Genomic DNA, 20,844 nt, shown 5'->3' with positions numbered 1-20,844 from the left:
TTAAATTTATTTAGTTTTATTGAATTTTTGGTGTAGGAGCCGACCTTGCGTCATTAATAAATGTCTCGTAAATTTAGTAAATACACCAGCTGCTAGAAGAGAAATTGTAAAAACGGTACCAATCACTAATATTTGAATGAAAGGTGGTTGCGGGGGGTGTTTATCAAGCCAGTATCGGCCTAAAATTAAAATTGGAAAAGTACTGATAAATGGGATTAAAATATCATATAGATACCATTTTATTTTTTCTCCTTTTAAATACTTATGATGAAATATATGAGGCTCAACAAATAAATAACTTATGTTGAGTGAAGCCCATATGAAACTTGCCCCCATAGAACCATACAGTTGAGTGAGCCAAAGTAATAAAGGGATAAGAATAAATAGAGCTGCGACATTTTTCCAGAAGGCGAGTTTAGTCCACCCATTCGCCAGTTGGTAGTAATAAGACATAGTAACCAGACCATTGCACATTGTCCCTAAGATAAGTACACTTACCAAAGGAGCACATTCTTTGGTGCTTTCGTCATTTTTTAACCACCATCCGATGATTTCTTTTGAGAAAAAACTAAGAGTGAGACTTATCGGTATAATAACCACAGCCATGAGCTGACTACTTTGATGGTACAAGCGGCGCTGTTGAAGCGAATCGTTGAGCTGAATCGCTTGAACAATACGGGGATAAAAGGCTGTAGCTATAGGAGAAATGACCCGAAACAGTACGAATGAAATGGAAAAAGATAGAGTATAATATCCAAACAAATCCAAAGGAAGGATCTTGGATAAGATTAGCTTGTCGGTTTGCATCAAAATTGTGACCACTAGAGAAATACCACTTACTCCTGCCGAAAACCTGGCTATCTGTAAAAGAAGTTTTTTACTGAAAGTAGGTTGATAATTTGGAATATTTAGGTTTTTCCAAAGAAAAGCCCGTAGTAACAACGTAGCTACCAATGTAATGATAATTTGCCAATTAAAGAAAGCTTGAATATCATTTTGTACCCATTTGAGAATAAATATCACTCCTACAGCTTTAGCAGTTTCTGTTATAAGTGTAATGGCATTTAGCTGAACCTGCTGTTGGATACCTACCAGCCCTCCATTATAAAGGCTAGTAGGCCACCTAAAAAAAGTCAAAATACCCATTTGAATGAGAGCAAAATGTACTTTGCTAGCAGGTAGGCGCGTATTGTTGAGCCATGAATTAGCCATCCAATCGGACGAAATTACGATCCCAAGTCCGATGACCAACCCCATACTCCAATAAAGGCGTTCGAGGGTATAGGTCAAATTTGCCGCTTCTGTATTGTGAGCAGAATTGGTCGAATACCTTGCAAGTTCTCTACTAAGAGCAGCCCCTAAGCCTAAGTCCAATACAGCAAATATTCCTAGAAGGCTGGTATAGAAACCAATGAGTCCATAGGCATCTGCTCCTAACATATTGATGTAAGTAGGCACAAAAATCAACTGAATCAAACCTGACCATATTTGGGTCACGAAATTTGATATTATGTTGAATTTAATACTAGACTTCATAACTATTTTATTCTTTTAAGATACCCTTCAGGTGCCACTGAAATTAATAATTTATTATCAATTGAATGGTCAATTTCGAACTTAGAATTATGCTTTAAAAATTTCCATACAGCAGTTTTAGGGTTATTACCTACATCCCAAGGACGGTCGTACATTCCAGCAGGCATATCTTCCACAATGGTATCAAAAACTACTATGTAAGAGCCTAGCGTAACTAGTGGCTAATAAAGATTAAGCTGTTCTAAAACATGGTCATGAGTATGATTAGAATCTAAACATATTAAAACTTTGTCTTTCACGACTTCTTTGACTTGATTAATAACTTCTGAGCTAATAGAACAGCCTTCTAATAATGTAATACGCTTGGACATAGGATGATTTTCTATTGCTTCTCGATTATGAGTACGAATATCAATATCAATTCCTATGACTTGACCTTTACCAAGCAATTCAAATAAGGAAGCATAATATATGAGAGAGCCTCCGTGAGCAACACCTGTCTCGACGAGCACATCAGGTTGAATCTGCCAAATTAACTCCTGCATGGCTATCATGTCTTGAGGATATTGAATTATGGGGCGTCCCATCCAACTAAAATTGTAAGAGTATTTTGCTTGATTCGAATGCACATTGAAATTTTTGGCTGCTACCTTCAATGGTTCATTGTGTTGGTAAGATGCAATAAGTTCTTCTCTCTCTATTTCGAACTTCTTAATGGGATTCATGATGTATTATTTGTTTTAATTTATGAATATTTCCCCAGAAAGCCATAGGCTCATAATCGGGGTAAGGGTAAAAGCCTAAATTAAGTTGGATTTGTTTGCGGCATTTTTTAAGGTGATTCTCAACCAGCTCTTTTACTGAAATAGGAGCCCCACTACAGCAATTGATAATACCTTGTACATCATTTTGAAGGGCTATTGCGACAAGGTATTGAGCTACTTTTTCTACAGCTAGGTAGTCTCTTAATTGCTCTCCTGCCGACATATTAAAAGACGGTGCATTTTCTTGTAAGGCTTTGTCTAGCTGAGCTAAAATACTTTTGGGGTTTTGTCCTGCTCCGTACATATAGAAAAGCCTTGCCCATTTTAGTGAAAATGGCACTTGCTTTTGTAGTTCTTCCAAAAACTTACGTAATGTATCTTTGGCGATGGCATAGGGGTTTTGTGGGTTAGGAACTAGTGATTCATCCAGTTCTCCTTCACGTAAGCCATATTCGAGGCAAGTGCCTGAGACACATAAATTACCAGACCCATTTATGATTAAATTTTTTAGAAAATGATATTGCTCTGGAAGTACCTCCTCGTAGTGAAAAAGTTCTTTATAGCGTGGTAAACCGCTCCATGCTAGATGAATAATTACATCAGGTTGCTCAAAAAAATTGAATAAATTGTGCCTAATTGAATTAGCTAAGTTAAGAGACTTGTAGGTATAAACTTCTTTATACCAAGAAGAGTTTTGGGCTTTTTCAAGATTAGAGGATGATGCAATGACGTCAACATTATGCTTAAAAAGTTCTTTTATTACATGATTTCCTAAAAAACCTGTCGCCCCAGTAACTAATACTCTCATTCGATTGTAAGGTTAGGGATGGGGATTACAAATTTTCCGCCCCAGCCTCGGATATAAGATAGTTGTAGAATAATTTCTTGTTTTATATTCCAAGGTAATATTACTACATAATCGGGTTTTTCGGCTTTGAGAGTAAATTCAGTTACCACAGGGATATGGCTACCTGGCAAAAACTTGTTTTGCTTGGAAGGATTAGCATCTACTACAAAATCAATAAGGTCATTTTTAATACCGCAGTAGTTTAGAAGCGTATTGCCTTTAGCCGCAGCTCCGTAAGCTACTACTTTCTTTCCAGCTCTTTTTTGTTGAATCAAAAAATCAATGAAGGCCAATTTGACTTTAAGAGCTTTAGCCTGAAAACCTTCATAATAACTTAGGTTATTTATCCCTTTTTCATTCTCTTCATTTAAGAGACGGTCTACATTCTCAGAGATTGCTTTACTTGAATCCTGCTTGTGCTTGGCATAAATTCTAAGAGATCCTCCGTGAGTCGGGAGTTTATCGACATCAAAAATTTCTAACTCTTGTGAGTCAAATATTTGTTTGACGGTATATAAAGATAAGTACGAAAAATGCTCATGATAAATGGTATCAAATTGATTGTTATCAATCAATTGTACTAAATGAGGAAACTCCATGGTAATCACTCCTTGAGGCTTAAGTATAATTTTCATACCTCCTACAAAGTCTATGATATCAGGTACATGAGCGAGAACATTGTTGCCAAGCAAAAGATCAGCGTAGAGGCCTTGATTGGCAAGCGACTTGGCTAAAGAAACCCCAAAAAAAGACGTTATAGTTTGAATTCCCTTATCAATTGATACTTGGGCAGTGTTTTGAGTTGGCTCAATTCCCAAGACAGGTATATTTTTTTTGAGGAAATATTGCAACAAATATCCGTCATTGGAAGCAATTTCTATCACTTGAGAAGATCTATTTAAAGAAAATCGTTCAGTCATAGATTCGACGTATTGTTCTGCATGAGCTAACCAGCTACTTGAATAGGAAGAAAAATAGACATAATTGCTATCGAAAATGGCCTCTGATTTTTTATATTCATCGATTTGCACCAAAAAACAATGATGACAAGTATAAACTTTTAACGGGAAAAAAGTTTCTGGTTCGTTAAGTTGCTCTTTTGTAAGAAATGAGTTCGAAGCTGGTGAATTTACTAAGTCAATAAAGACATTCTGGAGGCTTGTTTTACAGAATCTACACTGCATAATGTTAAAAATTAATTTCTTTAAAAGTCGAGGATTTGAGATACGGGTGGCTCAAATCCCGCTCCGAAATTTCAGTAAGCGGAAGAGGCCATGCAATATTTAGAGAAGAATCATCAAATTTGATGCCTCTTTCTGCGCTATTTTCATAAAATGCAGAATGGCAATAAAGCATTTCACAATTTTCGGTAAGAGTTTGAAAACCATGGGCAAAACCTTCAGGTATATAAAGCATTTTACGATTTTGAGCACTTAGTAATGTGGCATACCATTGTAAAAAAGTAGGGGATTCTTTTCTGAGGTCTATAATTACATCCCATACTTCTCCAGCGATACATCTTACTAATTTTATCTCGCTGTATGGAGGAATTTGGAAGTGTAAGCCTCTTATGCTACCTTTTTTGCTTGTAAAAGTGTGATTCATTTGTACCCAAGTTTTTTTAAAACCAATATCTTCAAATTCTTTTGCACAATAAATCCTAGCAAGCCATCCTCTAGAATCACCTTTGAGGTCTAAGCTTATTTCATAAGCATCTAATAAAGGTGTGTGGGTGAATTTCATTGAGTCCAAAGAAGTTTGGCTGTGATTGCATCTGATATGTAATTTGTTAAATCATCATGCGTTAATAGCTGTTGGTCAAAATAAAAAGCCTTATACCATTCAAAAGTTTTTTTAATGGCTTGATGAGTGTTCCAAACAGGATACCATTCGAGAGCCATATTAGCCTTAGAACAATCGAGCCTCAAAAAATTGGCTTCATGAGGAATACCTTCTTGGGACAAAATAGTATATGATATGGCAGGCCAAATACTTTTTCCGATTTTTAATACGGCATCTACTGATAGTGCTTCACCATCATTAGGTCCAAAATTCCAAGAATCAGAAGCTGTTTGGGCACCTTCTAATAACTTTTGTCCAACACTAAGATAACCTGATAATGGTTCAAGAACATGTTGCCAAGGACGAGTGGCTTTAGGATAGCGTATTTCAACAGATTTTGATTCGATAGTAGCTTTGACAATATCTGGGATGAGCCTATCTGTAGCCCAGTCACCTCCACCAATTACGTTTCCTGCGCGTACACTTGCCATTAGAATTTTACCACCGTAAAAAGATTTACGAAAACTTGCCGCAACCAATTCTGCGCAACCTTTAGAAGCACTATAGGGATCGTGACCTCCCATAGCATCCGTCTCTTTGAAAGCAAGGTTATGCTCGCTATTTTCATAACACTTATCACTTGTTACATTAATAATTGCTTTCAGATTGCTACAATGTCTAGCAGCTTCTAACACATTAGCAGTCCCTAATACATTGGTAGAGAAGGTTTCTAGAGGAAATGAGTATGAGCGTCGTACGAGGGGTTGAGCTGCCAAATGAAAGATAATATCAGGATTTATGGCAGTTACAACTTTTAAAAAACTTTCGTAATCTCTAATATCGCCTTCATATGAATCAATTTCAGGTCTGATGAGTTCAAAATGATTGGGCGTAGTAGGCAGGCTCAATGAGTAGCCTGTGAGCTGTGCCCCAAGATTTTGGAGCCAATAGCTTAGCCAAGACCCTTTGAAACCAGTATGTCCAGTAATAAGAACTTTTTTTTGCTTATACTGTCCCCCAAAAAGGTTTACCATACTTTCCATGCTGCTTGATTAGTTTGCCAAAGTTCTTCCAACTCTATTTTGTCTCTCATAGCGTCCATACATTTCCAAAAACCAGAGTGTCGATATGCTGCAAGTTGGTTGTGATTAGCAATTTCAACTAGAGGTTTTTTCTCCCATTGAATAGCATCTACATTGCCTTTTAAATAATCAAAAATGCCAGGTTCAAGTACAAAATATCCGCCATTGATCCAGATACCGTCCCCTTCGGGTTTTTCTTGGAATTGGGTTACTGTGCCTTCTTCATTGATATTCAAATTTCCAAATCTTCCAGGTAATCGTATTGAAGTGAGTGTAACGAGTTTATTGGCTTTATTGTGAAAGTCTAACAGCTGCTGTATGTTTATATCCGCTACTCCGTCCCCATAAGTCAGCATAAAAGTTTCATCTTTTACGTAGTCCTGAATTCTTTTGATACGCCCTGCGGTGTTAGTCTCTAATCCTGTATCTACAAGTGTAACTTTAAATGCTTCTGCATTTGTGTATAATACATTGAGGTTATTATTGTGTAGCTCAACCGTAATGTCTGAATTATAAAGAAAATAGTTGATAAAGTATTCTTTAATCATATAACCTTTATAACCCAAACATATCACAAATTCATTAAAACCATAATGGGAGTATGTTTTCATGATATGCCAAAGGATAGGTTTCCCGCCTATTTCTACCATAGGTTTGGGGCGAAGGGTAGTTTCTTCGCTGATACGAGTTCCCATGCCACCTGCCAAAATAACGACTTTCATTAGTTGACTAATTTGCGGTTTTTGAAAATAATAAAAATGACAGCACATATAGCACCTATTGCAAAAAATACAGAAAAAAATGTGCGTCTTTTGGGTTCGCTTTTTTGCAGAGGGATTTGAGTAGGTTCGTGTACTTTTAGCACAGGAGTTTCTTCTTCTAGTTTGATTTTCGCTTGTTCATATTGACGATTTAAATCGTTATAAATTGACTGAGCTAAAGTAAAATCACTTGTTAAGCGAGCTTCTTGAATTTTAGCTGTTTGTAGTATCAAAGAGCGATTCCGGTCTTGATATGAAGCAAGGGCGGACTCTGCATTTTGATAGCGCCTTTTAGAGTCATCTAACTGTTTTTTTACAAATTCTAAATTTCTCTTTGCTTTCTCCGTCCGATACGTGGTCACATATGTGATCAAGTATTCAATTGTAAGGTTAGTGACACTTGCGGCGGCCACTGGATCGGGCATTTTAGCACTAAGAGTAATGACGCCGGTTTTACGGTCAAAAGAAACGGCCACTCTACTGCTGATTTCTTTAATTAGAGTTTCTTTCTCTCTAGTAAGTTCAATAGCTTGGCTGTATTTTTGAGGATCTAACAAAGAAGATGCATTTTCAGAAGACTTCATTAATTGACTAAGCCAAGTTTTTTGTTTTTCTTTAAGTAACTCTTCTACGGTCATAAGTTTTTTAGGCTCAGATACATAGACTTTTTGTTGAAGAATATACAGGCTGTATAAAACACTTTGGATAATATTAGGGTAAAGGTCTGGACGAAGCGCATCCATGCTGCCCCCCGCGGCACTTATGTCAATGCCAGCAAGGCCTGCTAATGCTCCAAGTCCACCACTTAATTTTGAAGTAGAGGTTGAAGCCATTTCTGGAAGTAATTTGGCTTGGGCTACATATTCCTTTTGAAATAGGAAAGACAAGCATATTCCTGTAAACCCAAAAATAAATCCAGTGATTAGAATTTTTTTCCAAAAAGTTTTGATAAAGATAAAGACAACACTTAGATCAATTTCTGCCGATGCTGTATTATGACTTCCTTCTATCACTTGTCTTAGGTTTTTAATTTAACAAAAAAATAGCCTTATCTTAAGAGTGTTGCAGCGGCAATAGCCAAGGTTCCAAAAAATGATAGTAGTACTGGGGCTGATAAATCGGACTTCTTCTCAATTTTAGGCTTATACGGAACAAAAATAGTAGAACCAGGTTCTATTTTTGGGTGAATTCTAAAAAATAAGAAATGTTTAGTTCGGGCGGCATAGCCATTCGCATATCTTACATATACTTTGCTTTTGTGGGCTCTATCTCCATAACCACCTGCTTGGGAAAGATAAGAATTGAAATTAAAATCCTTTGAATAGTTGAGAATAGAAGTATTTAAAACAGCGCCCGTAACTCTTACCAATTCAGATTGGCGAGGTATGATCAATGTATCCTCACTTTGCAAAGTCAAATTGCTTTCGATGGTGGGTTGTTCAATGATGTTTTTGATTTGAAGTGCTACCCTTTCGCCGCGCCGTCTCAAAATAGCTCCATCTAAGTAAGCAGATGAACGTATTCCTCCTGAGCGTTCAATAAGACTTGAGATTCGTTCGGTATTGTTTACAATTGCGTAAGTTCCCGGATAGATGACTTCGCCAAGAATTGTTACATTTTGTTGGGTTTCATAACGAGGGGATGTCCGAATGTATACAATATCGAAGGGCAGTAGTTTGAATTGTGCATCTGTCTGAGTAAGACCCAATTTGGCATCGACTGTTAAGGGGATAATTTGAGTGTTGTAATTGTCTGGAACGTCGGTCATATTATCATCTCTGATTCTACGTGCTACTTCGATCCTTGTAGGAATACCGCCATCCACAAAACCTCCCGCTTGGGTAATAAGATCCGAAACACTCATATTATCGGCAAAAAGAGCGTCGCCTGGTTGATTGATAGCCCCCAAAATAGTAACAAAGTACTCCTCGCGTAATTGTTTGACAGATTTGACCACGATACTGTCGCGTGCTTTCAAATCTAAATCTGCGGAGGCACCTGACATAATTTTAGTGAAGTCAACCGATACCACTTCTGGGTCAAAGTTGTCTTTTAATCTATGTACTAAAATTCTACTTTTAAAAGCATCTTCACGTAAACCATCAGCCTGAGCCAAAAGCTGAGTGAGCGTCTTCGTCTCAGAAGTAAGCGCGTAGTCGCCAGGCCTAAATACGGCTCCCGTAAGTTGTATACGGTTTTGGAAGCGGTTAAGTATTTTTCCTATTACATATCGATCTCCTGTTTGTGGCACTACATTTCCAAAGTTTTCTTGCTTGATGTTCAAAACTTGTTGCTCCCTTTCAGAGTTACGATACAAGGTTATCGAAGCTTTGTAAGCTGATTCGTTGAAGCCGCCAGCAAAACTCAAAACCTCTTTGAATGTTTCTCCCTCTTTTGATTCAAAAATAGCAGGACGTTTTACTTCGCCATCGATTTCGATTCGAGTTGTATAATAAGAAACATGTATTACATCCTGATCTTGAAGTAGAATGTTGTTTTTTTGTTCTCCTTTGAGTAGAAAATCATACAAGTCGATTGTGCGAATGGCTTTATTGTTTCGAATCACTTTAATGCTTCGAAACGTACCCGTCGAATCAGGCCCGCCACATAGATAAAGTGCATTGAAGACAGTCGCTAGTGACGAGACAGTATACGTGCCAGGTTTTTTTACTTCGCCTGTTATCGTGACTTTGATACTACGGATATTGCCGAGATTGATGGATGCTCTAGTTCCTCCACCGCTATTAAGTCCAGCGTAGGCTTGCCGTAATCTGCTTATAATTTTCTCTTTTGCTTCCTCAATGGTGAGCCCACTAACGTATATGGGGGCAAAATTAAGAACTTTAACAGTGCCTTCAGGGCTCACTTTTAATTTATAACTATCGGAGGCATTGCCATAAATATCTACAAGAAGTTCATCATCAGGGCCTAATACATAGCTAGTGGGTGTGGCTAGACGTAAATTAGGCTCAAAGGCAAGGTTAGAATTTTCAAAGAGCGTTGACCCATAAATGAGTAATTTTTTTTGGGTCTTAATAGGTAATTTTAAAGAGTCTCTTAGGTTTGCGTTTTTTGTTTTTATAGATAACTTACCTATCTGACGACGAGGGCTTATCACGCTATCTTTCCCATTTTTGTTTTGCTCACTTTGTATTTTTGCAAGTCGTTTACGAGCATTTGAAATATCGGTCAGCGTGAATCCTTGGGCAAGAGCGGCTTGTTCCATCTGAATTTCTGACATACCACTTGCCATAGCTCTTTTATAAAATTCCATAAACTGTTCATCGCTTATACTGTCAATGGTTGGAGTTTGGGGAGATTGTTGGGCTTGCGCGGAGGTACTATTTAAGTTTAGAACGCCCCCCACAATGAGAGCGAAAATTAAAGTATATCTATGGAAAAAAGACATAAAATGCGACACGAATATAATCTTTTGAGGATGTGTATGCGAATGTTGTTAGATAATCAATGCAGTATATTTTCTGAAAAGACCTACAAATTAAGCGAACATGCAGCATTTTACCAAAATATTGCTGCTACACTTATCAAGCGGAAAAATTGGATTTAAAACACTCATTTTGAGATAAAATATACCAAAAATCCCCGAGATCACTTAAATTGAAATTGCCTTTATGTATACGTGAAATGAAGTAAATGCCGGAATTTCGTCACTAGATAGATATATAAGCTATTTTAGAAATCATTCAGATTTTATCCCAAAAAAAGCCTAAGTATAGGTAGTGTGGATTGGCATTTTAGGAGAAAAAATTGCTTAAAAAAATACTTTTCCAAATGTAGGAAGCAAGCATAAAGAATGCGCTACACTGATGCGTCAGTAGAAATTTGTACCTTTGCGAATCCTATCCAAAAAGTACTCAGTGATTTTTTGTAATGAAAATACTCAATATAGTCGGTGCTCGTCCTAATTTCATGAAAGTAGCCCCTTTGCACAGGGTTTTTCTGACCAAAAATGAGATTGAATCAAAAATTGTTCATACTGGCCAGCATTATGATGCTAAGATGTCGGATGTGTTTTTTAACCAATTAGAACTGCCAGAGCCTCACTATTTTTTGGGAATAGGGGGAGGCTCTCATACGCAGCAAACTGCCAAAATCATGCTGGAGTTTGAAAAAGTGATGGAGGTGGAGCGTCCAGATTTGGTATTGGTGGTAGGGGATGTGACCTCGACCATTGCGTGTGCTTTAGTAGCTAGCAAAATGCACGTTCCTATTGCCCATGTAGAAGCAGGACTGCGAAGCGGTGACCGTCGAATGCCCGAAGAAATCAATCGAATCTTGACAGATAGCATCTCCGATTGGCTTTTTGTAACCGAACAATCAGGCATCGATAATCTAAAAAAAGAAGGCGTGCCGGATGAAAAAGTTTTTATGGTTGGCAATTGTATGATTGATTCGCTGGTATATTATCATCAAAAAGCCCAACAACTTGATTTAACGGATTTGATAGGAACGTCACTACATGCCAGTGAATACGTATTGATGACGATGCACCGTCCAGCCAATGTAGATACTGAAGAAGGTTTGCATAATATTTTACAAATAATAAAAGATACCGTAAAACACAAAAAAGTCTTGTTCCCGATTCATCCGCGAACTAAAAATAACATTGAAAAGCTTGGTTTGTTGCCAATGCTCACTCAAATTGAAGGATTGATTCTCACTGAGCCTCAAGGGTATTTGGAGTTTTTGAAATTGATGCAAAATGCCGCTATTGTCATCACAGATTCGGGAGGAATCCAAGAAGAAACTACTTTTTTGCAGGTACCATGTCTTACTTTTCGAGATACTACCGAGCGGCCTGTGACCGTAGAGCTTGGTACTAATCAGCTTTTGGCCGATTTGAATCCTTTGACAGTACGTCAAAAAGTAGAAGAAATACTCACCGGACGTACTAAAAAAGGTACTATTCCTCCTTTATGGGATGGAGCGGCTGCCAACCGCATCGCCGATATTTTAGTACAAAAATTCCATGGTGAGTTGGTATAGTTGTCTTATTTATAAGTGATTGATAAATTTATTTTTATGTCCCAAAATGTCCGTACAGAGGCGCTGCCCGACAATCCCGACGAGCATTATCGTATCAAGCCTCCCTTTGGGCATCCACGTTGGTATTATCTTAAAAAACTTCGTGCATTGGTAGAATGGGGGCGCGATAAGTATGTAAACTCCCTGGCCCAGAAAACAACTATTACATTGGCTGATTATGGATGTGGTACTAAACCCTATCTTTCTCTTTTTAGGAATAAAAATATCCAGTATTTAGGAATTGATTTGGCCTGGAATCCACATGCGGATATTATTGTGGGAAGTGATAGCAAGATTCAATACGGGGATAGCGAGATAGATGTAGTGCTTTCGACCCAAGTACTAGAGCATGTAGAAGACCCAGAAGGCTATCTTAGTGAAGCGCATCGTATCTTAAAACCCGACGGCACTTTGTTGTTGACAACGCACGGGTATTGGATGTACCACCCCGACCCTACGGATTATTGGCGTTGGACCTCCACAGGATTGAAAAAAATCGTAGAGCGAAATGGGTTTGAAGTAGTCGCATTTCGGGGAATTATTGGACGCTCAGCAATGGGGCTACAGCTATTTCAGGATGGACTTTTGTTCAAACTTCCGTCTTTTTTACGTCCTTTGCTTACGATTCCCATGCAAGCTTTGATTGCCCTTTTTGATAAAATTAGTACTCAACAAGCCACTGATACCGATGGATGTACTTATCTGGTAGTGGCAAAAGCCAAAAAATAAAGTATGAAGATAGGTTTTGCCCATCCCAATAAACGCAATTATTCAGAAACGTTTATTAGGTATCATATCGAATACTTAAAACCTTTTTTTGTACTTACGGGCGGAAAAAGACCGTATGAAGACCAAAACGGTAAATCTGTTTTTCCATTTAGTGAACCCATCAGGGTATTTATCAAAAGGCTTATTCCAGCGTTGTATGCTAAGGTTTACACGCACTATTTGGCTAAGTATTTACTTCAGCAGCAGCCTGATGTAGTAATAGTAGAGTATGGCACTACGGGTGCGGGAATCATCGACGGTTGTATCAAAGCAAGGATTCCGTTGGTAGTGCATTTTCACGGATTTGATGCTTTTGAAAAAAAAACGGTGGAATCACATTTGGCCGAATATCAAAAGATTTTTAGATATGCCAAAGCAATTGTAGCAGTGTCGAGAGATATGGTGGAGCGTTTGGTGGAATTAGGCGCTCCCCGCGATAAAGTCCATTTTGTATCGTGTGGGGTAAAAATACATGAGTTTTTTGGCGCCAATCCTGCTACTTCCGAAAAATTGGCGGTGGCAGTAGGACGTTTTACGGGCAAAAAAGCCCCTCATCTGACTATCAAAGCATTTGACAAGGTTTTGGAAACTCATCCTGATGCCCGTTTGGTGATGATTGGACATGGTGATTTGTTTAATAGTTGCAAAAAACTAGTAGAAGATTTACAGCTTCGACACGCCGTACAGCTACTTGGCATCAAAAAACCTGACGAAGTAGCTTCTTATCTTCGTGCAGCGCGGTTGTTTGTACAACACTCAATGTTTAATCCCGAAAACAATGATTCTGAAGGTACTCCTACTTCTATTTTAGAAGCAGCGGCAACGGGGCTGCCCATCGTAAGTACACGACATGCGGGTATCAAAGATGCCGTTGAACATGGAAAAACAGGCTATTTGGTAGAGGAGCAAGATGTTGAGAATATGGCGTATTTTATGTCAATATTGTTTTCCGATGCCGCATTAGCTGCTCAAATGGGAGAGACTTCTCGTGAAAAAATGATAAAAGAGTATGCTATTGATTTACAAACTGAGAAGTTATTACAAGTTTTAAAAAATTAGAAGGGCTTTCTTAAAGCTAAGTTTTGACAAAAATAACTTATGGAAAATACTTCCCCCATGACCGTTGTTTCCCCACTTACTGGTAAGGCCGATGTGGTACTCGAAAGCCAATTGTCTGCCAGCCAAATCATAGAGCAGTACCAAAAAGAATTTAGTGTGGATGTAAGTAGCTATTTCAAAGGACTGGACAATATTGATATATACCAATGCCAGACTTCTCAATTGCGGTTTTATTATCCTTTTTCATTAGCAGGAGATGGGCAATTTTACGCAGATTTGGCTAGGGTTTATAAGGGCTATTATTCACTGTGGAAATGGGAGCATGAGAAGACAATTCAACATATAAAGGAAGGACAAAAAATATTAGAAATTGGCTGTGGTAATGGTTATTTCTTACAGAAAATAAAAGAAAAAAAGGCAGAAGGCATTGGCTTGGATTTTAATCCTGAAGCAGTGGCCTATGGTAAAACCCAGGGAATCCAAATCATCGACCAGACTATCGGTGAGCATGCCACTCAGTATCCAGCTAAGTATGATATGGTATGCGCTTTTCAGTTGTTTGAGCATGTCAATGAAGTAGGACAATTTATCAAAGATTCGTTGACTTGCCTGAAAAAAGGAGGTGTATTTGCTATCGGTGTACCTAACAATGATAGCCCTATTTTTGCACTCGACCCTTATCATACACTCAACGTACCACCGCACCATATGCTACTTTGGGATGCTCGCTCATTGGCTTATTTGGCTACTCAATATGATTTGTCAATCGTTGAGATTTCGATTCAGCCTTCCGGGGCTATCAATCGCAGCATGGCGTATCGATTATGGCTCAATAAGATACTGGGCAACAATATCTTAAGTAGTGCTACCCATGTACTTACTCGTTGGCTAGTCAAACGCTTACCTGTATTTCCACAAGGAGCCACCGTACTAGCCGTTTTTCGTAAAAACTAAACCTTGCTAGTTGGACTGATGCGTTTTTGTGAATCTATGGTTGTACATGAACCACCGACAATTCGGTATCACCTCCAAAATCAATAGGCGTTGGAATGGCTTTTAATGGCCAATGTCTAAGACTAGAGGGGCGAATATCGGTCGCTTCAAAAAAATAGCGATTGATACTCACAACGGAAACAGGCTCTGGCTTGGTCAGAGATTGGTGTTTGAGCATATATCCTAAATCGGCGATTGTTTGGGTCAAGGGAGCTATCCATAAATGCTGAGAGCTTTGGTAGGCCGAAAATTGCGTATTTGAATGAGAATCATACCCAGTATATTGAAACTTAAGAGCGGGTTTGGTATGATCGGTGGAGATATTGACTTGGCAATCTTCGCAGCTAATACTTTCTTGACGAAAAGTCGAAGTAAAAGAAGGTATTTGCCAAATGCCACTTTCTATGATTTGATGCGTATTTTGATTGATGAGATGATACTCCTTAGGGCCACGATGAGCAGGATAAAAACTCCAGCGACTGTTGACTTTAAAATTGAAAGCGTCAGCCTCAATTTGATGGTGTAAGTTGATGATGTGAGGGGTATGTATAATATAACTTGCCATCCAAAATAGGCCCGCAAATACCATCCCTATGACCCTGACTTGTAGACGGGATGAAAAATATTGTAGCCCCCAACTATACAATACAATTATGAAAATTTGGGAATAGATGCGATAATAATCAGGAAATGACCACTGATTAAATTTGGCGCCAACTCGATTGAATGCTGCGGCAAGCCCTACAATGCCCAAAAAGAAAACGATGTGTAATAAAAACAGTTGATTTAAACTTAAGTTTTGCCGTGCTTTCCAGAGCACTTGAGGAAGTTGATGCCACGAAGAGGCTTGCAAAATAGGTTTTAATTGAGAAAATACCCAAGTCAATAACCCCCCAAAGCTGAGTATTCCGATGAGCATTGCGGTCATTTTGCCAGCTTTAAGAGAACCAAAATCAAAAATATCGAAGAAAAACGTAGGAAGATAAAAGGGTAAATTGAGAATTTTGGTAAGCAAAGGGACGTTTTGAGGGGCAAAAGAACTTGGTTTTCCGCCTCCGCCAAAATACCCAACAATACAGATAAGGGCTACTATTGTCCAGATGATTAATTGATTACGCCTATTTTGCCATACTAAAATTGAACCACCTACGCCCCAAACAATAAGCCCCGTGCCTGTGCTAAAAGTGGCTAAGAAAGCTAGCAATAAAGCCAAAACGAGCTTGTGCGGAAAGTAAATTAAGGTATAAATTGTTCCTATGACAAACAAAATGGTGTAGTGATTGGAGAGACCGTATGTGGTAAAGATGTTGTGATAGCATTGAGGTTGCCATAATATCCAAGTAATAGGCCATAAATAAGAGATTTTAACAAGAAGATTACGACCCGGCAAGGATTTCCAAAATAAAAACGGTAAGGCTAATAAGCCAATATTGCCAATCAACAAAAGGGTTTGGAAATTGATAGTACCATTGAGCCAATAGCTCGACAATAAAAACAAACGTAACCATACGATACGGTGCTCAAAATAAAATCCAAATAAATGTTGCCATTGTTGAGCAGCGTTTTTGGCTTGAGTCCAGTCAGCCATGAAATTGACCGCCCACAAAAAATCATCCCAATAAGGTGTGTTGGAAGTATATTGAAGAAGATAAAACCACCATACTCCAAGTGCGCTACCAATGGCGATAAAAGGAAGGGCAAGCGGAAATAGAAAGGAGGATTCCTTACGTAAAACCTGCGTAATCATGTTAATTTTGGGGTTGGGTAGTGTAAAATATATACTTAAGCAGCAGTTCTCAACAATTATGCCAAATGGGATATTTTTAATGTAAATATTTGTATTAATGGGAATTATAATTAGGCAAAGCCTTAAAAATTCGATAGTTACATACCTAGGAGTCATTATAGGTACTGTAAATATTCTCTATCTCTACAACAGTTTTTTGGAGACGGATCAGATGGGATTATACAGTGCCCTGACGAGCTACCCCGTGGTGTTTGCGTCTTTTACGCAGCTCGGAATTCCGTTTGTAGCAGTGAGGTTTTTTAATCGTTTTAGTAATGAACGAAATCAACACAACGGCTTTTTTGTGTTTCTGTTGGTAGCGCCTTTGATAGGATGCCTCATTTTTACGTTGTTTTACTTTTTTGGGGTTGATTTTTTTCGGTGGTTGTACGAAGAAAATTCGCCCCTTTTGGTAAGTTACTATTATTACTTATTGCCGCTGACAATATGTTTGGTATATATGGCGGTGCTTGAAGCATATGCTAGGGTGCATCTTCGGATTGTGGTACCGGCTATTATTCGAGAGCTAGGAATCAAACTGACTAATTCTCTCTTGGCGATTTGTTATGGCTTTAAGCTCATTACTTTCAATGAACTCATTATGGGATTGGTGTTGGTACATGTAGCCGCCGTCATAGCCCTTTTTGGATATTTATTTTGGCTTGGGAGGCTATACTGGAAAGTTGATTTTAGTTTTATTAGAAAGCCAATTTTTCGGGAAATGTGGCAATATGGCCTTTGGGTAATCATGGGTGGAATCAGCGTCAATTTGGCGCTTAATATTGAGAAGTTTTTTTTGCCCCTCTATAGCAATGGAATGACCAACACGGCCATATTTGACATTGCAACCAAAATCGCCCTCATTATTGCGATTCCTCGCAATGCCCTTGCTTCTATCAGTACGCCGCTTCTTAACGAATCTTGGCAAAAAAATGACATGGGCCATATCGACGAAATCTACAAGAAGTCGTCGCTTAACTTGCTGATTATCGGTGGGTTGTTGTTTTTGGGGATATGGTGTAATATTGATAGTATTTTCAAAGTTATCCCTAAATCTGAAGTATATCAACAGGGGAAAATGGTGGTGTTGTTTGCTGGTTTGGGAAAATTGGTTGACATGGCTACGGGGCTTAATTCTGAGATTTTGGTAGGTTCTAAATACTATCGCTATGACCTTTTCTTTTATATTTTTCAAACCCTCATGCTCATCGTTGCCAATGCCATTTTGATTCCTACTTATGGCTACAACGGAGCGGCTTTGGCGATGCTTGTGGCTCTTACGATTTACAACTTTATCAAGTTTTGGTTTATTTATAATCGTTTTGGGCTGCAACCCTTTACGAGCAAAACGCCCAAAGTCATGCTCTTGATCGCCATAACTTACGGCGTTTCGCTCTTGATTCCGCCACCTTCTTCTTCCCTAATGAGTATTTTAATAAATATGGTCGCCAAATCTCTGTTGATTGTAACGGTATTTGGAGGAGGAGTGCTTGGGTTGAAGATTTCGGAAGATGCCAACAAAACGCTTTGGTCTATTTGGCGAAAATCAAAAGGGTATTTGGGTAAATAAATTACAAAAAAAAGCTGTCCAAAAAATCTGGTATCACCAAATTATCTTCGGCGTCTGTTCAACCTCACGGCAGCGGCCGACCGTCCCCTAAATCCCCCTCACGGTACGCCGTCGCGGCCTTTCAGTAGAGGGGGACTTTTGAGCCCTTCTCCTGCCAGGAGAAGGGTTGGGATGAGGTTGAAACCAAAGAATATTTTGTGACCTGTTACTTTTTGGACAGCCTCTTTAGACCCAATAAGGCAAGGGCTTATTGATTAAAAAACATGACTTCGGTAGCGGGTTCTCCAACGTATAATTTGAGGGTATTGCCTTCTACGGCAAACTTCTTCACATTTTGCAAATTGCTATGAAAATCCCTTTCGGCTTTCATTTGTTCAGGAGTGCCAGCCATTTTTGTCATACCGATAGGGGCCGCAATTTGAATGCTAGATTGAGCTTCGTTGTAAGTAAAAGACGTAGAGTATAAATTTACAAAAGACCGACCATTTACTATCAAAATGTCGGAAGATTCACCTTTCGAAAACTCGATAGTAGCCTCGCTATTGGCCGGAACGGTTTTGTCTTTGAGATACTCTTTAAAAATCCACTTGCCCGACAATTTTTCAAAATTAGCGCGTGTGTTTTTAATTTGGGTGGCGTTGTTCAATTCATCGGTGGGTGTTACTTCGTTTTTGTTGCAACTTGCACTTACCAACATCACAACTGATAACATACTAATCAACTTAATCATGGCTTTTGTGTTTGGGTTTGATTAATAACTTTTATTTACTTACCATGACGCAGGCTGAAATCTAAAGGTTGGAAATGATTCTTTTGATTGGTAAATGTAGCCTGTAAGTGGGGGTGTAAGATGTTGATTATCAGTATTGTGTGAGGTGCTGAAAACTAGCTCATAATTTGTAATATCGAAGCCCTTGACCGCTGCTTCGGTGGTGGGGTCAACATTCACTACAAATACAAAACGTGCGTGTGGGGCATGAGTCCATACCCATAGCTTGTTGTTGGGGGCTGTGCTTGGCGCTACAAGCCAATTCACTACTTGCGACTGAATATGTTTCCAAATAGATTCCGCAAACAGACGTAGTTTATTGAGTTCTGCAAACTGAGATACGTTCTTTCCCCATTCAAAAGGCCCATGAGTTACTTTGTCTTCCTCACTATCATCGTGGATTTGGAATACGTACAGTTTGGTATATTCTTCATTTTTACCCCGTTCAAGGTGCAAGTTTCGTACTTCAAAACCTAGGCTGTAATAACTAGGCATATCGGTCAAAAAAAGCCCCATAAAATACCGAACTAGATTGCCGTTTTGGTAAAAAATATCAAAGCGAGGGTCGTCTTTGTCGGCAGTAATGACAGTAAAGCTAGGGGCAAATTGCCGTGTACGTAGCAGTTGGTCATAGAGAGAAAAGCGTTCAGAAAATTCCTCACTTCCTACGACCGATGCTTGTAAATCGCCCAGCGTGGCATCAGCGTTGATAGCTTCGAGGTGGTCGAGTTCGTCGCCGTAGCCCATCACGTTGGGGGGAGCGATAAATGTCTCGGCATAAAAAGCGAAATATTTGACACCTCGTTTTTGAATAAAAGTTTTAACCGCTCGTAGCGGGTCATAAAAAGCGTCTATATGGCTAGGGACTCCTTCGGGGCGCATTTGGACGTGTGCCATATCGCCCCTCATAAAATCGAAGTTGAATTGCTGTTGGCACTCGTAGTATTTTCTCATAAAATAATGCCAAGCACCTACATTGGGGTTTTCAAAATCCAACTCCCACGCTTCGTTATTGTTTTTGGAATGGTAAAATCGATAGCGTGTCAATGGTCCAAATACCCGCGACATCTCTTGGGGATGGTCAAACTCATACTGAAACCACGGAGTACCTCTTTCGTCAAGTACAAATACGTCGGGATTGATATGCAAACCACGGTAAGGGGGTGCCATAGTCATGGGGAGTGTCTCAAATCCTTGAGCAACTAAGGTTTGCATCAAGGCCAATCGGCGGTGTAAGCGCTGCTGTTGATCAAAGCCAAAAATAATTTCTTGACGTTTTTGGTCACTAAATAGTGGGATTTCGGGGTCAAAAAGGATGTCTTTCCCGAAATTGAGTTGGCTCCCGTCGGCAGTGCCGTGCTCTTGGAGAAAAGCCCAAATCACGGCTTCCACTTGCTGCCATACATTTTCTGAATGGTCGATGAGCATTCCGCCGTCGCGACGTACCCATTCAAAAATCCGAGGATGAATCAGTACAATTTCCGAAAAACGATCAGTGTGAGGAATCACGTCAAGTCCTACTGTTTTGCCTAAAGCATGGAGTAAATTGACCACCACTTTGAGCTGCTTTTCGACACTATCGAGCCAAGGTAGGGCCTCTTGAAGTTTGTTACTAAAAAACGCTGCGTTGATATTCCAACTTACTTTTCCGTACAAACTTCCCACTACACCCGGCTCCCAGATGGGTAATAGATGAACCGAGTCATGAAACTGAGGCAGGGTAAGTGCATAGGCCACCACATTCCAAAAGCTACCAATCGTACGGACATTGACCCCCACCATATTTGATTTTTTGAGCCATTGGCTATCGGGCTCGTTCTTGACCGGCGAATCGATAGTTTCGGTAGGATTGAGTGCACGCAAAAAAACGTCATTACCAAGCCGTTGTCGTAGGATTTCGAGGAGCTGAAAAGTAGGGAGCTTGACAGAAAACTCTGGTAAAAAATAAGGAACGAATGAGCATTGAGACTGCTCAAAATCAGTAAGAAAGCGATGGTGAATATCGCGCCACTCTTTTACATACGCATCATATGTGAGTGGAGTATTGGTAGTAAAATGATTCATCATAGGTTTTGTAAAGC

The 20,844-nt window shown here is 39.2% G+C and carries 16 protein-coding genes and 1 pseudogene; 5 read left to right on the top strand and 12 right to left on the bottom strand.

The features are described from left to right. Window positions 1-6: 6 nt before the first annotated feature. The 9 genes and pseudogenes from G563_RS0133140 to G563_RS0133100 form a co-directional block, all read right to left on the bottom strand. Window positions 7-1,536, bottom strand: coding sequence for an oligosaccharide flippase family protein (locus G563_RS0133140; protein ID WP_037328868.1), 1,530 nt, complete (start codon window positions 1,534-1,536; stop codon window positions 7-9). 2 nt (window positions 1,537-1,538) lie between these two features. Then, a pseudogene (locus G563_RS39025) lies at window positions 1,539-2,090 on the bottom strand (cephalosporin hydroxylase family protein). Between the two features lie 157 nt (window positions 2,091-2,247). Beyond that, window positions 2,248-3,108, bottom strand: a complete 861-nt coding sequence (locus G563_RS0133130) for an NAD-dependent epimerase/dehydratase family protein (RefSeq protein WP_028669120.1) — start codon at window positions 3,106-3,108, stop codon at window positions 2,248-2,250. Then, window positions 3,105-4,331 carry a class I SAM-dependent methyltransferase gene (locus G563_RS0133125; protein WP_028669119.1) on the bottom strand — a complete coding sequence of 409 codons (1,227 nt, stop codon included), beginning with the start codon at window positions 4,329-4,331 and terminating at the stop codon, window positions 3,105-3,107. The genes G563_RS0133130 and G563_RS0133125 overlap by 4 nt, the downstream gene beginning before the upstream one ends. 4 nt (window positions 4,332-4,335) lie before the next feature. Next, window positions 4,336-4,890: a dTDP-4-dehydrorhamnose 3,5-epimerase gene (rfbC, locus tag G563_RS0133120; protein WP_028669118.1), complete on the bottom strand. Its 555-nt coding sequence runs from the start codon at window positions 4,888-4,890 to the stop codon at window positions 4,336-4,338. Next, window positions 4,887-5,972, bottom strand: coding sequence for a CDP-glucose 4,6-dehydratase (gene rfbG / locus G563_RS0133115; protein WP_157585803.1), 1,086 nt, complete (start codon window positions 5,970-5,972; stop codon window positions 4,887-4,889). The genes rfbC and rfbG overlap by 4 nt, the downstream gene beginning before the upstream one ends. Then, window positions 5,957-6,733 (bottom strand): glucose-1-phosphate cytidylyltransferase, encoded by a 777-nt coding sequence (gene rfbF, locus G563_RS0133110; protein WP_028669116.1) that lies wholly within the window; start codon window positions 6,731-6,733, stop codon window positions 5,957-5,959. The genes rfbG and rfbF overlap by 16 nt, the downstream gene beginning before the upstream one ends. After that, window positions 6,733-7,785 (bottom strand): GumC domain-containing protein, encoded by a 1,053-nt coding sequence (locus tag G563_RS36550; protein WP_037328867.1) that lies wholly within the window; start codon window positions 7,783-7,785, stop codon window positions 6,733-6,735. Before G563_RS36550 ends, rfbF begins: the two co-directional genes overlap by 1 nt. A 35-nt stretch (window positions 7,786-7,820) precedes the next feature. Further along, window positions 7,821-10,046 (bottom strand): SLBB domain-containing protein, encoded by a 2,226-nt coding sequence (locus tag G563_RS0133100; protein WP_229598601.1) that lies wholly within the window; start codon window positions 10,044-10,046, stop codon window positions 7,821-7,823. Window positions 10,047-10,663: 617 nt separating this feature from the next. Here G563_RS0133100 and wecB point away from each other — a divergent pair. Genes wecB through G563_RS0133080 form a run of 4 tightly spaced genes read left to right on the top strand, consistent with a single transcriptional unit; the run spans window position 10,664 to window position 14,599 of the window. Next, the gene (wecB, locus tag G563_RS0133095) at window positions 10,664-11,779 is read left to right on the top strand and encodes a non-hydrolyzing UDP-N-acetylglucosamine 2-epimerase (RefSeq protein WP_028669114.1); all 1,116 of its coding nucleotides are present in this window, start codon (window positions 10,664-10,666) and stop codon (window positions 11,777-11,779) included. Between the two features lie 36 nt (window positions 11,780-11,815). Continuing rightward, complete coding sequence (locus G563_RS0133090) at window positions 11,816-12,547, top strand: class I SAM-dependent methyltransferase (protein ID WP_051211361.1); 732 nt, start codon at window positions 11,816-11,818, stop codon at window positions 12,545-12,547. A 3-nt stretch (window positions 12,548-12,550) separates the two neighbouring features. Continuing rightward, window positions 12,551-13,645, top strand: coding sequence for a glycosyltransferase family 4 protein (locus G563_RS36545; protein WP_051211360.1), 1,095 nt, complete (start codon window positions 12,551-12,553; stop codon window positions 13,643-13,645). 39 nt (window positions 13,646-13,684) lie between these two features. After that, window positions 13,685-14,599: a class I SAM-dependent methyltransferase gene (locus G563_RS0133080; RefSeq protein ID WP_028669112.1), complete on the top strand. Its 915-nt coding sequence runs from the start codon at window positions 13,685-13,687 to the stop codon at window positions 14,597-14,599. A gap of 34 nt (window positions 14,600-14,633) precedes the next feature. On the opposite strand, the gene G563_RS0133075 is transcribed toward G563_RS0133080, so the two are convergent. Then, on the bottom strand, window positions 14,634-16,385 hold the full coding sequence (locus G563_RS0133075) for a hypothetical protein (RefSeq protein WP_028669111.1): 1,752 nt from the start codon (window positions 16,383-16,385) through the stop codon (window positions 14,634-14,636). A 97-nt stretch (window positions 16,386-16,482) separates the two neighbouring features. Here G563_RS0133075 and G563_RS0133070 point away from each other — a divergent pair, with 97 nt between their 5' ends. Continuing rightward, window positions 16,483-17,994, top strand: a complete 1,512-nt coding sequence (locus tag G563_RS0133070; RefSeq protein WP_028669110.1) for an oligosaccharide flippase family protein — start codon at window positions 16,483-16,485, stop codon at window positions 17,992-17,994. A 247-nt stretch (window positions 17,995-18,241) separates the two neighbouring features. On the opposite strand, the gene G563_RS0133065 is transcribed toward G563_RS0133070, so the two are convergent. After that, window positions 18,242-18,724: an META domain-containing protein gene (locus G563_RS0133065; RefSeq protein WP_084651033.1), complete on the bottom strand. Its 483-nt coding sequence runs from the start codon at window positions 18,722-18,724 to the stop codon at window positions 18,242-18,244. A gap of 39 nt (window positions 18,725-18,763) precedes the next feature. Then, window positions 18,764-20,830 carry an alpha-amylase family protein gene (locus G563_RS36540; protein ID WP_051211359.1) on the bottom strand — a complete coding sequence of 689 codons (2,067 nt, stop codon included), beginning with the start codon at window positions 20,828-20,830 and terminating at the stop codon, window positions 18,764-18,766. Window positions 20,831-20,844 lie beyond the last annotated feature (14 nt).

Source organism: Runella zeae DSM 19591 (assembly GCF_000423565.1).
Lineage (GTDB): Bacteria > Bacteroidota > Bacteroidia > Cytophagales > Spirosomataceae > Runella > Runella zeae.
Note: the sequence above shows the minus strand (reverse complement) of the source record. Positions and strands in the feature narration are given on the sequence as shown.